13 protein-coding genes are annotated in these 11749 nt (G+C 37.8%); 6 read left to right on the forward strand and 7 right to left on the reverse strand.

Features of this window, described 5'->3' with window-relative positions; all coding sequences use genetic code 11:
* The first annotated feature begins 12 nt into the window (after window positions 1-12).
* Window positions 13-603 (forward strand): lecithin retinol acyltransferase family protein, encoded by a 591-nt coding sequence (locus tag J655_RS06925; protein WP_032007267.1) that lies wholly within the window; start codon window positions 13-15, stop codon window positions 601-603.
* A gap of 44 nt (window positions 604-647) precedes the next feature.
* On the opposite strand, the gene J655_RS06930 is transcribed toward J655_RS06925, so the two are convergent.
* Window positions 648-1238 carry a YceI family protein gene (locus tag J655_RS06930; RefSeq protein WP_032007268.1) on the reverse strand — a complete coding sequence of 197 codons (591 nt, stop codon included), beginning with the start codon at window positions 1236-1238 and terminating at the stop codon, window positions 648-650.
* Between the two features lie 213 nt (window positions 1239-1451).
* Between J655_RS06930 and J655_RS06935 the strand changes: the two genes are divergently transcribed.
* Window positions 1452-1859: an OsmC family protein gene (locus J655_RS06935; protein ID WP_032052191.1), complete on the forward strand. Its 408-nt coding sequence runs from the start codon at window positions 1452-1454 to the stop codon at window positions 1857-1859.
* 55 nt (window positions 1860-1914) lie between these two features.
* Here the strand turns inward: J655_RS06935 and tkt are convergent, their stop codons facing one another.
* On the reverse strand, window positions 1915-3903 hold the full coding sequence (gene tkt / locus J655_RS06940) for a transketolase (RefSeq protein WP_032052192.1): 1989 nt from the start codon (window positions 3901-3903) through the stop codon (window positions 1915-1917).
* Between the two features lie 536 nt (window positions 3904-4439).
* Here tkt and metK point away from each other — a divergent pair.
* The gene (metK, locus tag J655_RS06945) at window positions 4440-5606 is read left to right on the forward strand and encodes a methionine adenosyltransferase (RefSeq protein WP_005069601.1); all 1167 of its coding nucleotides are present in this window, start codon (window positions 4440-4442) and stop codon (window positions 5604-5606) included.
* A gap of 128 nt (window positions 5607-5734) precedes the next feature.
* Here the strand turns inward: metK and J655_RS25380 are convergent, their stop codons facing one another.
* The gene (locus tag J655_RS25380; protein ID WP_002121448.1) at window positions 5735-5983 is read right to left on the reverse strand and encodes a hypothetical protein; all 249 of its coding nucleotides are present in this window, start codon (window positions 5981-5983) and stop codon (window positions 5735-5737) included.
* 259 nt (window positions 5984-6242) lie between these two features.
* On the opposite strand from J655_RS25380, the gene J655_RS06955 reads away from it, so the two are divergent.
* Window positions 6243-6434 (forward strand): hypothetical protein, encoded by a 192-nt coding sequence (locus J655_RS06955; RefSeq protein WP_017482292.1) that lies wholly within the window; start codon window positions 6243-6245, stop codon window positions 6432-6434.
* Between the two features lie 66 nt (window positions 6435-6500).
* On the opposite strand, the gene J655_RS06960 is transcribed toward J655_RS06955, so the two are convergent.
* Window positions 6501-7067, reverse strand: a complete 567-nt coding sequence (locus J655_RS06960; protein ID WP_017482293.1) for an FxsA family protein — start codon at window positions 7065-7067, stop codon at window positions 6501-6503.
* Window positions 7068-7483: 416 nt separating this feature from the next.
* Here J655_RS06960 and J655_RS06965 point away from each other — a divergent pair, with 416 nt between their 5' ends.
* A complete protein-coding gene (locus J655_RS06965) occupies window positions 7484-8305 on the forward strand; it encodes an OXA-213 family carbapenem-hydrolyzing class D beta-lactamase OXA-506 (protein WP_032007272.1) in 822 nt (273 codons plus the stop codon).
* A 79-nt stretch (window positions 8306-8384) separates the two neighbouring features.
* Here J655_RS06965 and J655_RS06970 read toward each other — a convergent pair whose 3' ends face one another.
* Both J655_RS06970 and J655_RS06975 read right to left on the reverse strand, forming a co-directional pair.
* A complete protein-coding gene (locus J655_RS06970) occupies window positions 8385-8930 on the reverse strand; it encodes a GNAT family N-acetyltransferase (RefSeq protein WP_017482297.1) in 546 nt (181 codons plus the stop codon).
* Window positions 8927-9520: a helix-turn-helix domain-containing protein gene (locus J655_RS06975; RefSeq protein ID WP_032007273.1), complete on the reverse strand. Its 594-nt coding sequence runs from the start codon at window positions 9518-9520 to the stop codon at window positions 8927-8929. The genes J655_RS06970 and J655_RS06975 overlap by 4 nt, the downstream gene beginning before the upstream one ends.
* Window positions 9521-9718: 198 nt before the next feature.
* Between J655_RS06975 and ruvC the strand changes: the two genes are divergently transcribed.
* A complete protein-coding gene (gene ruvC / locus J655_RS06980) occupies window positions 9719-10264 on the forward strand; it encodes a crossover junction endodeoxyribonuclease RuvC (RefSeq protein WP_002121356.1) in 546 nt (181 codons plus the stop codon).
* A gap of 4 nt (window positions 10265-10268) precedes the next feature.
* Here the strand turns inward: ruvC and J655_RS06985 are convergent, their stop codons facing one another.
* Window positions 10269-11729, reverse strand: coding sequence for a bifunctional ADP-dependent NAD(P)H-hydrate dehydratase/NAD(P)H-hydrate epimerase (locus tag J655_RS06985; RefSeq protein ID WP_017482299.1), 1461 nt, complete (start codon window positions 11727-11729; stop codon window positions 10269-10271).
* Window positions 11730-11749 lie beyond the last annotated feature (20 nt).

The raw sequence follows: 11749 nt of genomic DNA on the forward strand, positions 1-11749 counted from the left end.
ATCAGCGTAAGCATGCAACAACCGAATAAACGCTACCCTTTAGGGGCTCACCTCATCGTAAAGCATCTCGGCTATAGCCATCATGGTATATATGCAGGGAGAGGTCGAGTTATCCATTATTCCGGCTTAGCTCATTTCATCAAAAAACGCCCGATTGAAATCACGTCAATAGATGCTTTCTCGCATGGCAAAAAAATACACGTCCGTTCTTATGACAAACCTCGTTATAAAGGAAAGATTGTCGTTCGCCGAATGCGTTCGCGTATGCATGAAAATCACTATCATTTGATTATTAATAACTGTGAACATCTATGCAGTTGGGCAATTACGGGCATTGAAAGTAGCACTCAAGTTGAACGTATGATGCATCGTTTAACGACTATTGGCTATGTAAGCTCAATCATGAGCTATATGAATGGTATGATGCTGACCGTTGCAACTACATGTTTTGCTCTGGTTCTTTATATTAAAAAGAAACTGCGCGATCAAGCAAAAAGAAAAGTTCCTACTTACCAGTTCTTAAGAGAAAAATCTCAGAAAAGAAATATCGATCCTTCAGCGCCTCTAGTATTTATAGAACCAGATAAAAAAGAGCCAGTCTAAATAAAAAGCCCTCAAATATGAGGGCTTTTTAGAAAACTTATAACTTATTTTTTAGTTGCATTAGCGGCAGTTGCTTCAGTGGTAATGTTTACAGTGATCTTATCACCAACGTTCGGCACATAACTTCCTAAACCAAAGTCAGAACGCTTGAATGAAGTTGTCGCATTAAAACCAATTGCTGGAACTTTAGCCATTGGATGCTCGCCCTGCTTGTTTAAAACAGCATCAAGTACAACTGGCTTAGTTACACCTTTAACAGTTAAGTCACCAGTAATTTTAAAGTGCTTTTTGTCTTTGGTTTCAACTTTAGTACTTTTAAACGTAATATTCGGATATTTAGCAGCATTAAACCAAGCTTCTTCTTGGAACTCTTTATCCAAAGCAGGAACGTTTGTATTTACACTGCTTAAAGGAATAGTCACATTTACAGATGAATTTGCTGGTTTAGCATTATCAACTTTAATTACACCTTGGATATCCGAGAAGTTAGCGCTTGGTGTAGAGAAACCAAAGTGATTCCATGAGAAAACAGTAGCCGTATGTGTTGGGTCAATTTTGTAGTCGACTGGTGCAGCTAAAGTAACTGAACTAGCCAATGCTACTGCCAAACCAAAGCTTAATGTTTTAAGATGCATTTTTCGTATCCTTTATTGATATAGTCGTTAGTGTATACATCAAGTAATTTAATTCACTATTCTTTATAAAACGATATGTTTCATCCATGCAACAATAAAAGCGTTACAGTTGTTATTCAAAAACAATATTATAAAGTTTAAATATTCTTCTATTCGAAGCTTCAGATTTATTAATTTTTATTACGATTTTATTGATGAATAACAAGGTAAAACATGGTTAATACAGCCCAAGCACAAAGTACTTCTACCCCATATCGAGTAACTCTTACCGATCCTTCAGGTCATCAATGGTTTGCAGATGAACCGACTGATAAAGGTGGACAAGATACAGCTTCGAATCCGGTTCAGCTTTTATTAGCCGCTTTAGGGGCTTGCACTACAATTACATTAGAAATGTATGCGAATCTTAAAGGTATTAAGCTTGATCATGTTCAAGTGGATTTAGCATTAAACCCAAGTGGCGAACCTGAAAAAGGCCAAAATAATATTGAACGGAAAATCACACTCAAAGGCGAGTTTACTGAAGACCAGCATAAGCGATTACTAAAAGTTGCAGAGAATTGCCCTATTCATAAGTTATTAACCTCTCAGATTAATATCCAAACAGAACTCACCATCTAACTTCTCAAATAAAAAAGCGATCTAGATAGAGCGCTTTTTTACACTACTTTAATATTTAAGCAGTTAATTCTTTTACTGCTGCAACAACAGCTTCAGTGGTAATACCAAAGAATTGGAACAAATCTTTTGCTGGTGCAGACTCACCATAAGTTGTCATACCAATTACTTTGCCATCAAGACCAACAAACTTCCACCAGTAATCAACATGAGCCGCTTCAACAGCAACACGCGCACGGATATGAGCTGGTAATACTGCTTTACGGTATGCGGCATCTTGCTTCATAAATTCTTCTGCACATGGCATAGAAACTACACGCACACCTTCAAGTTGTGCATAAGCTTCCATTGCTAAAGAAATTTCAGAACCTGTTGCAATAATAATTGCTTTTAATTCGCCTTTTTCTTGAGCAAGTACATAACCACCTTTTGCAGCGTTTTGAATTTGCTCTTCAGAACGTGTTTGGAATGGTAAGTTTTGACGAGAGAAAATAAGTGCTGTAGGACCATCTTTGCGTTCTAGAGCAGACTTCCAAGCAATTGCAGTTTCTACAGTATCTGCAGGACGCCATGTATTTAAGTTAGGTGTACCACGTAATGAAGCAATTTGTTCAATTGGTTGGTGAGTTGGACCATCTTCACCCAGACCGATTGAGTCATGTGTATAAACATGAATTACACGTTGTTTCATTAATGCAGACATACGTACCGCATTACGTGCATATTCCATAAACATTAAGAATGTTGCAACGTAAGGAACGAAACCGCCATGTAATGCAACACCATTAGCGATTGCAGTCATACCGAATTCACGTACGCCATAGTAGACATAGTTACCAGCTGGGTTTTCTTGAACACCTTGGCAACCTTTCCAAAGTGTTAAGTTAGAACCTGCTAAGTCAGCAGAACCACCTAACAATTCAGGTAATAAAGGACCAAATGCTTGTAATGTATTTTGGCTTGCTTTACGTGTTGCGATTGTCTCGCCTTTCGCATTTGTTTCACGAATGAAAGCATCTGCTTGCGCTGCAAATTCTGCTGGTAAGTCACCACTGATACGACGAAGTAACTCAGCCGCTTCAGTTGGATATTTTGCTTGATATTGTGCAAATACCGCATTCCAAGCCGCTTCAGATTCACTACCTTTTGCTTTTGCATCCCATGCAGCATATACGTCAGCAGGAATAACAAATGCTTCTTCGTTCCAACCTAATGCTTCACGAGTTAAAGTAATCTCATCTTTACCTAATGGCGCACCATGACAGTCTTCTTTACCCTGCTTATTTGGTGAACCTAAACCAATAATCGTTTTACACATAATGATTGTTGGTTTTTGAGTTTCAGCTTTTGCTTCGATTGTCGCTTGACGAATCGCATCAGTATCATGACCATCTACACGAAGAACTTGCCAACCATAGGCTTTGAAACGCTCTTCTGTATCGTCGCTGAACCAGCCTTCTACTTCACCATCAATTGAAATGCCATTATCATCATAATAAGCAATCAATTTACCAAGTTGTAATGTGCCAGCTAAAGAACATACTTCGTGAGAAATACCTTCCATTAAACAGCCATCACCTAAGAAACAGTAAGTGAAATGGTCAACAACTTTTAAATCATCTTTATTAAATTGAGCAGCCAATGTTTTTTCTGCTAAAGCAAAACCAACAGCATTAGCAATACCTTGACCTAAAGGACCAGTTGTCGTCTCTACACCCGGTGCATAGCCATATTCAGGATGACCAGGAGTTCTAGAATGCAATTGACGGAACTGTTTTAAATCTTCAATTGAAAGATCATAACCTGTTAAATGAAGCAAAGCGTATTGCAACATTGAGCCATGGCCATTTGATAAAACGAAACGGTCACGGTTTGCCCATTCTGGATTTGTTGGGTTGTGATTTAAAAACTCACGCCAGACGACGTCAGCAATATCTGCCATCCCCATTGGAGCACCTGGATGCCCTGAGTTTGCTTGTTGCACAGCATCCATTGCCAATACACGAATTGCATTTGCAATACGACGTTCGTTTAAAGGGGTCGTCATAGATCAGAATCCAATTTTAATAGATTGATGAAAAGAAGAAGATGAATAACCATTCAATGCAGCTATATTGTCTTAAAAAAAAGGCTTAGGGTAAACCCCAACACGGTATATTTCTTTATTTTTAACCGTTTCTTGGTTACACAAAAAACATTTGAATCTTTAAGTTATACAAAACAGTGTTCATTTTTCTGCACAACAACTAAATGTAAGAGTATTTAACTGGTTAGCTTTTGATATATAGATAAAATATTTAGCCAATCCTGTATGCGTTGATCATATTTCTTTACTTTAAAATTCAAATTCTGATATTTAAGTTTTTTATTAAGTTATATGTTTAAAAAACACACTAGCAACAAGTTGTTAAAATATAAATACTTTAAATTAAAGCTTTCTATATCAATTTTGCTAATACACTTATCAATTAAAACACACTATAAATGAAATAAATTCATGCTTTTTAGTCAGTATGAACTGGTCCTCAAGCTCAAGTCGATGTAACATATTATGTCTTTTGAAATAACCAAGATAGGACTTTCATGCGCGAGTACGCTGTTTTTACCTCGGAATCTGTAAGCGAAGGTCATCCCGATAAAATGGCCGACCAAATTAGCGACGCTATTTTGGATGCAATCTTAAAAGAAGACCCATACGCACGTGTTGCTTGTGAAACACTGGTAAAAACAGGCGCTGTTGTACTTGCTGGTGAAGTAACAACGACTGCTAATATTGATGTTGAAGCTGTTGTTCGTAATACTGTTAACGGTATTGGTTATCACCACTCTGATCTTGGCTTTGATGGATCAACGTGTGCTGTAATCAATATGATTGGTAAACAATCTCCTGAAATTGCTCAAGGTGTAGACCGTCAAAAACCAGAAGATCAAGGTGCTGGTGACCAAGGCCTAATGTTCGGTTATGCAAGCCGTGAAACAGACGTGCTTATGCCTGCGCCGATTTCTTATGCTCACCGCTTAATGGAGCGTCAAGCTGAACTTCGTCGTTCAGGTGCCCTTCCATGGTTACGCCCAGATGCAAAAAGCCAAGTTACTTTTGCCTATGAAAATGGCAAGCCTGTACGTCTAGATGCTGTTGTTTTATCTACTCAGCACGATCCTGAAATTTCTCAAAGCCAGCTTAAAGAAGCAGTTATTGAAGAAATTATCAAACCGATCATCCCTGCTGAAATGTTCCATGCAGCTACTAAGTTCCACATTAACCCAACAGGTATGTTCGTTATTGGCGGCCCTGTAGGTGACTGTGGTTTAACGGGTCGTAAAATTATTGTTGATACATACGGCGGTATGGCTCGTCACGGCGGGGGGGCTTTCTCTGGTAAAGATCCATCTAAAGTTGACCGTTCTGCTGCTTATGCTGGTCGTTATGTTGCAAAAAATATTGTAGCCGCTGGTCTTGCTGACAAATGTGAAATTCAAGTGAGTTACGCAATTGGTGTAGCAGAACCTACTTCGATTTCAATTAATACCTTTGGTACAGCAAAAGTTTCTGATGAGTTGATTATTCAACTTGTACGTGATCATTTCGATTTAAGACCGTTTGGTATTACTCGTATGTTGGATCTTCTTCAACCAATGTACAAACAAACCGCGGCTTATGGTCATTTTGGTCGCGAAGGTTCTGACTCTGCATTTACTTGGGAAAAAACTGATAAAGTTGATGCCCTTAAAGATGCTGCTGGCCTCTAAAATAAAATCGTAAAAAAGCCCGCCATTGAGCGGGCTTTTTTATTTATAGTTCAAATTTTATGGTATGTAGGGTTTAATCTTCTAGCAATCATCCTTGACGCCATATCATTTGTAGTTGTAATCAAAATCTATTGTCTTGTCGTTTTATCATCCTGATTTAATACATCCAGTAAAGTTGACTGCGTTGGAGTATCTTGATGGTTCTGGATATAAATATGGACAACTTTAAATACAACGACAACAGCTAGACAAGCCATCACACAAAACATCCATAAGCCATACGGGCTTCGAATATGTTGTGAACCACAATATGGACATGATTTATCAGTCGATGCCACAACTTTGTCGCAACACGCACAATGGTATTGATATAGCATAGGTAACCCTCCTTCCCTCATTTCAACCGTTGTTGTTTTAATAGGTTTGCTGCATTTTTTAATTTATACATCCTTTATATTTATCCTATGTGAAATGAATAGATAATTCAATCTGGATGAACAATTGAGTCAATTAAAAAAATATTAATTAAAACATATATATAAGTTAAATATTATTTTTATAGGACTATTTTTCTTATTTTGATATTTTGCCAAATTTGTTAAAATAAGCAAATAATCTCACATTTTAGGCAAATGCATGTCACATACAAAGCTCATTAATAAAGGTGGCTTTCGCGAACGAGCCAACCGAAGCCGAGGTTATCAACAATCTGAGAATAAGCAAACAGCCTTAGCTTCAAACAAATACCAACCTCAAACAAAACCACAAGAAAGCCCAACTGAAGTGGCTCAAACAGATTCTGTTGTGGCTGAACATCTAATTAAATAATTTATATCTTCTTAAAATAAAAAAGGCCTAAACTTTAGAGGTTTAGGCCTTTAGATAAGGTATTTATTAATCCTTATTTTTATGTTCAATTTTCTTGTGATCTGGAGTGACTTCTCGCGCTTCTCCGTCAATAATGCTTGAATCACGGTATTGACCTTGGCTACCACCACCTTGTTGATTCTGCATATCTTGCATTTGGCGCATTAGATCAGCAAATGGATTTTGCCCACCCATATTACCGCCCATACCACCCATCATTTTATCCATCATAGCTTGTTGGCGTTTTGCAAGAGTTCTCATGGCTATATTACGGAAAGCAGTTTGAACATCAGGGATCAAAATTAAAACCGCTAACACATCAGAAACAAGGCCTGGCAACATTAATAAGAAACCTGCAAAAGCATAAGCAAGTTTTTTAGTTACTGTTGGGTCATTACCGAGTTGGCCAGTCATCTGCATTTGCTGTAATTGAGGCATAATACCAGCAGTACTTCTGCGAATAAGCCCCAAACCAATAAAGAAAGCAAGAATGAACCAAAAGAACACATACCATCCACTGATGAACTGTGCTACGCCAATCCATACGGCAATTTCAACAATCGCGCCCAGAACTACAATAAGAAGTAAATTCATGTAAAACTTTATCTATCTCAAAAAGAAAATTCATTGCAGTTTATTTGCCCCAACCCTATCGAAACAGCCAGAGTCTGCAATACTAGAGTACATTTGATTTTAACTCGATAAAAACAAACATGCTTTATTATTAATGAGTGCTGTATCAAGTTTATCAAGTGCGACTTCAATTAGATTTTAATTTTTTTACTCTAGTTAAACGAAAAGTCCTTCAAGAAAGCAGTTTTTTAGTCTAGTTGAAAACTTAGGTTCTTAGAAAAATTGGATATATTCCTTTATTTATATAGTTGTTTTATAAAATTTAAAAAAGTAGTGCATAGATATAGAATTTCCTAAATAACTTACATTTTCTCTATCTAAAAGTACCTCTATTCAAGTTAAATTAAAGAATAATTCTTTTAAACCCACATAAACTCATGACTAAAAAAGCTCTTTTCTTTGCCATTGGTACGATGTTTTTGTCGGCATGTTCTTTTAATACCGTACAACAACATCAAATACAGTCAATTTCTACCAATAAAAACTCAGAGAAAATTAAATCATTGTTTGATCAAGCACAAACTGAAGGTGTTTTAGTTATAAAACGTGGGCAAACAGAGGAAATCTATGGCAATGATCTTAAAAGATCATCAACCGAATATGTTCCCGCCTCTACCTTTAAAATGTTAAATGCTTTGATTGGACTTGAGCATCATAAAGCAACACCAACTGAAGTGTTTAAATGGGATGGGCAAAAGCGTTTGTTTCCTGATTGGGAAAAGGACATGACTCTAGGCGATGCGATGAAAGCTTCTGCTATTCCAGTTTATCAGGAACTAGCTCGACGAATTGGCCTTGATCTTATGTCTAAAGAGGTAAAACGCATTGGTTTCGGTAATGCTGATATTGGTTCAAAAGTAGATGATTTTTGGCTTGTTGGTCCACTTAAAATTACACCTCAACAAGAAGCCCAGTTTGCTTATGAACTAGCCCATAAAACTCTTCCTTTTAGCAAGAATGTGCAAGAACAAGTTCAATCTATGCTGTTCATAGAAGAAAAAAATGGACGGAAAATTTATGCCAAAAGTGGTTGGGGATGGGATGTGGAGCCTCAAGTGGGCTGGTTAACAGGCTGGGTCGTTCAACCTCAAGGAAAAATTGTAGCGTTCTCACTCAATTTAGAAATGAAAAAAGGCATACCTAGTTCTATTCGAAAAGAAATTGCTTATAAGGGATTAGAGCAGCTAGGTATTTTATAATTTGGACTTTATAGCCCAGCTTATATTCATCCTTATAAACTGGGTTATTTTAAAACTTGAAATTTGAAAACCTTATTATTTATCCGTCAACTGGGGTATGTGGTGTATTTAAATTTAACTGATAGAAAGCAGCATCTAACCATTGACCAAACTTAAAACCGACTTGCTTAAAAGTACCTGCATGAATAAAGCCCATTTTTTCATGTAAACCGATACTTGCTTGGTTGGTTGCATCAATACAGCCTATCAATACATGTAAGTCTGCCTCTTGAGCACGCTTAATCAATTCTTGCATTAAAATTTTGCTTAATCCGCCGCCACGATGTTCATGATGAATATAAATACTATGTTCGACCGTATATTTATAGGCAGGAAAAGCTCTAAAAGTTCCCCAACTTGCAAAACCTAATAACTTGTTTGTCTCATCTACAATACCAATGACAGGAAAACCATTTTCTCTTTTAACTGCAAACCAGTTTTTCATCGACTCTTCAGAGCGCGGCAAATAGTCATACAAAGCAGTAGAATTGATAATTGCTTCATTCAAAATATCTAATATAGCCTTTGCATGTGTAGCTTCATGACAATCGATTAAACGTAAATTTGGATTAAGATTTTTAATCATGAAGATTCCTTAAGAATAGAGACGAGCTCATTACATACAACTAAAATATATCGAGCAGCTTTAGAAGAAGGATTGCTATATATGATCGGTTGATCTAATTGCATCGCCAAACAATCCCCCTCTTGTAAAGCATAAAAGTTTTCACCCAATTGAATATCAATTTGCCCCTCTATTACCCAAATTTGCTGTAATACAACTTTAGAATTCGTACTTGTTTCATAAGTAACTCGAGATTGAGCTGGAAATTCAATTTCAACGATCTGAAATGGAGATTTCCAATTTGGAGGCGAAACTTGACGGCGAATATATCCCGTTTCTGGATCTTTCCATTCTGCTTGTTGAGTACGCCGTACCATAGGTTGAGGCGATTGAGCATTCTGGGGCGAATCAAATAGCTGAGTCAAAGGCACCCCTAAACCATTTGCTAGCTTTTCAAGAACAACAGCTGTAGGGCTCGCTTCTCCTCTTTCAATGAGTGAAATTGCAGAACGGCTTACCTGACATCGACTAGCAAGAATATCTAGGGTATATCCACGCGCTAGACGTATTTCACGCACTTGCTGCGCAATGCGGATATTAATATCTTCCATCTACCGATAAACTTTAATTCCAAAATTATAGATAAGTATTCCACTAAAATAGAATTACATCAAATGATTTTAAAGATATAAATTGGTTCGATAAAAAACCGAAAAATAACCATTCATCGCAGCATTCTTTAAATTACGCATGCAGAACCTTTTTGGCTATGTAACAATACTCTCTAAACTATTTATATAAGTCTTCACATGGCATTGATTATTGGTATTGATCCGGGTTCACGCTTAACAGGTTATGGAATCATTGAAAAAGATGGTAGTAAACTACGTTTTGTTGATGCCGGTACAATCCGAACAGAAACTCAAGAAATGCCAGAACGCTTAAAACGTATTTTTGCTGGCGTTGAGCGAATTGTGAAATTCCATGGTCCAACTGAAGCTGCGGTTGAGCAAGTCTTTATGGCTCAAAACCCAGACTCTGCCTTAAAACTAGGACAAGCCCGTGGTGCTGCCATAGCCGCATTAGTGAATTTAGATTTACAAGTTGCAGAATATACTGCCCGTCAAATTAAACAGTCTGTGGTTGGTTATGGCGCTGCCGATAAAGAACAAGTCCAAATGATGGTGATGCGATTACTTAATTTGACGATTAAACCTCAATCCGACGCAGCCGATGCCCTTGCTGCTGCCATTTGCCATGCTCATGCATCGGGAAGTATGAGCAAACTGTCTGTTTTAAATGCTTTAGGTGGTATGGCACGTGGGCGAAGTCGTTCTAGCAGTCGCAGACGTTAAAAATTTATTGATTTACGACTTGAATAATTGCCTGATTCATCTCAAAAGCCTGCAAGCCACGCATACCATTTTTAGCTAAAAGGTCTCCTGCTTGTGCATGAAGGGTAACAATCTCATGTAACGCAATATCTTGGTGGAATTGGGCTTTCAAGCTTGCAAGCATTCCTGCTAACACATCTCCCATTCCACCAGTTCCCATACCAGCATTACCTTGCGTACAGATATACAAATTATCTTCTAAAATTAAGCTACCCGCTCCTTTAAGCGCCCACTGGCCTGCATATTTTTGTTGTAAAGTATAAATTGCAGCAATTCGGTCATTTTCAATTTGCGCTGTAGAACAACCAAGTAAAGTAGCGGCTTCACCAGGATGAGGTGTGGCATAAATATGTGTATTTAACTTTTCAGGCTGTTTAGCCAGAAACCATAAAGCATCTGCATCTAAAACAACTTCTAGGCGTGTACTCTGATTTAACAAATTAAACCATTGTTGGTAAATCTGCTTTGCCCAATCGTCACGGCCTAATCCCATTCCAAAGCAGACTGCATCGACCTGAGATAGAATCTCTTTAATATTGTTTTCATCTAAAGCATTAATATCACGAAGCATAATATTAGGCGCCCGCGACAAAATGGCCTGATGATGGTTGCGATGACAAACCACTGTCACTTTGCCTGCCCCCGCATGACAAGCAGCTTCAGCAGCCATAATAACTGCACCGCCCATTTGCTCATGTCCACCCACCACTAAAACATGCCCATAACTTCCCTTATGGCCAAATGCCATACGCTGAGGAAGTCTAATATTTGTGGGTGACAAATAAGCTAAGGGTTTCAACTCGTGGTCTATAGGAATTAAATTAATTAAATGAACTTGTCCTGCGTACTCTTTACCTTGCCCTGTAAATAGTCCTGCTTTAAGACCTAAAACAGTAAAGGTATGATCAGTTCTTACTGAACAGGGTAAGACTTGTCCTGTATTTGCTTGTAAGCCACTCGGTATATCAACTGAAATTTTTAGGCCCACTTGTTCATTAAACTTTCGAATTACTTGTTGCCAACCTATATTTAATTCTCGGTTTAAACCTATGCCAAATAAAGCATCAATATGACAATCAAATGTTCTTTTAATATCAAAATTTGGATGAATTTGGGCGTTCATTTCTCTAGCAAATTGCGCTGCACAATGTAAATCGGTTGACTCACCCAATTGAGCTGCAAAGATTTCAACATTAAATCCAGCTTGCTTCAGATAACTTGCTATAAAGTAACCATCACCTGCGTTATTGCCTTGCCCGCACCAAACAGCAATATTCTTGATAGACCGATCTTTAAAAAGCTCAATAAGTTGCTGGGCAATTGACCAAGCCGCTTGTTGCATTAAACCTAATGAGGAGTTTTGCGCAGCAAACCAGCGCCGCTCCCATGCTCGGATATCATCGCTATGGTAAACTACCGCCTGCATATTATTATCCTCTTGCATTT

The organism is Acinetobacter sp. 1294243, assembly GCF_000588015.1.
Taxonomy (GTDB): Bacteria; Pseudomonadota; Gammaproteobacteria; order Pseudomonadales; family Moraxellaceae; genus Acinetobacter; species Acinetobacter pittii.

Bases quoted from the DNA above. Each gene is read 5' to 3' on its own strand.
- J655_RS06925 (WP_032007267.1), top strand. From the start codon at position 13: ATGCAACAACCGAATAAACGCTACCCTTTAGGGGCTCACCTCATCGTA.
- J655_RS06930 (WP_032007268.1), bottom strand. From the start codon at position 1,238: ATGCATCTTAAAACATTAAGCTTTGGTTTGGCAGTAGCATTGGCTAGT.
- J655_RS06935 (WP_032052191.1), top strand. From the start codon at position 1,452: ATGGTTAATACAGCCCAAGCACAAAGTACTTCTACCCCATATCGAGTA.
- tkt (WP_032052192.1), bottom strand. From the start codon at position 3,903: ATGACGACCCCTTTAAACGAACGTCGTATTGCAAATGCAATTCGTGTA.
- metK (WP_005069601.1), top strand. From the start codon at position 4,440: ATGCGCGAGTACGCTGTTTTTACCTCGGAATCTGTAAGCGAAGGTCAT.
- J655_RS25380 (WP_002121448.1), bottom strand. From the start codon at position 5,983: ATGCTATATCAATACCATTGTGCGTGTTGCGACAAAGTTGTGGCATCG.
- J655_RS06955 (WP_017482292.1), top strand. From the start codon at position 6,243: ATGTCACATACAAAGCTCATTAATAAAGGTGGCTTTCGCGAACGAGCC.
- J655_RS06960 (WP_017482293.1), bottom strand. From the start codon at position 7,067: ATGAATTTACTTCTTATTGTAGTTCTGGGCGCGATTGTTGAAATTGCC.
- J655_RS06965 (WP_032007272.1), top strand. From the start codon at position 7,484: ATGACTAAAAAAGCTCTTTTCTTTGCCATTGGTACGATGTTTTTGTCG.
- J655_RS06970 (WP_017482297.1), bottom strand. From the start codon at position 8,930: ATGATTAAAAATCTTAATCCAAATTTACGTTTAATCGATTGTCATGAA.
- J655_RS06975 (WP_032007273.1), bottom strand. From the start codon at position 9,520: ATGGAAGATATTAATATCCGCATTGCGCAGCAAGTGCGTGAAATACGT.
- ruvC (WP_002121356.1), top strand. From the start codon at position 9,719: ATGGCATTGATTATTGGTATTGATCCGGGTTCACGCTTAACAGGTTAT.
- J655_RS06985 (WP_017482299.1), bottom strand. From the start codon at position 11,729: ATGCAGGCGGTAGTTTACCATAGCGATGATATCCGAGCATGGGAGCGG.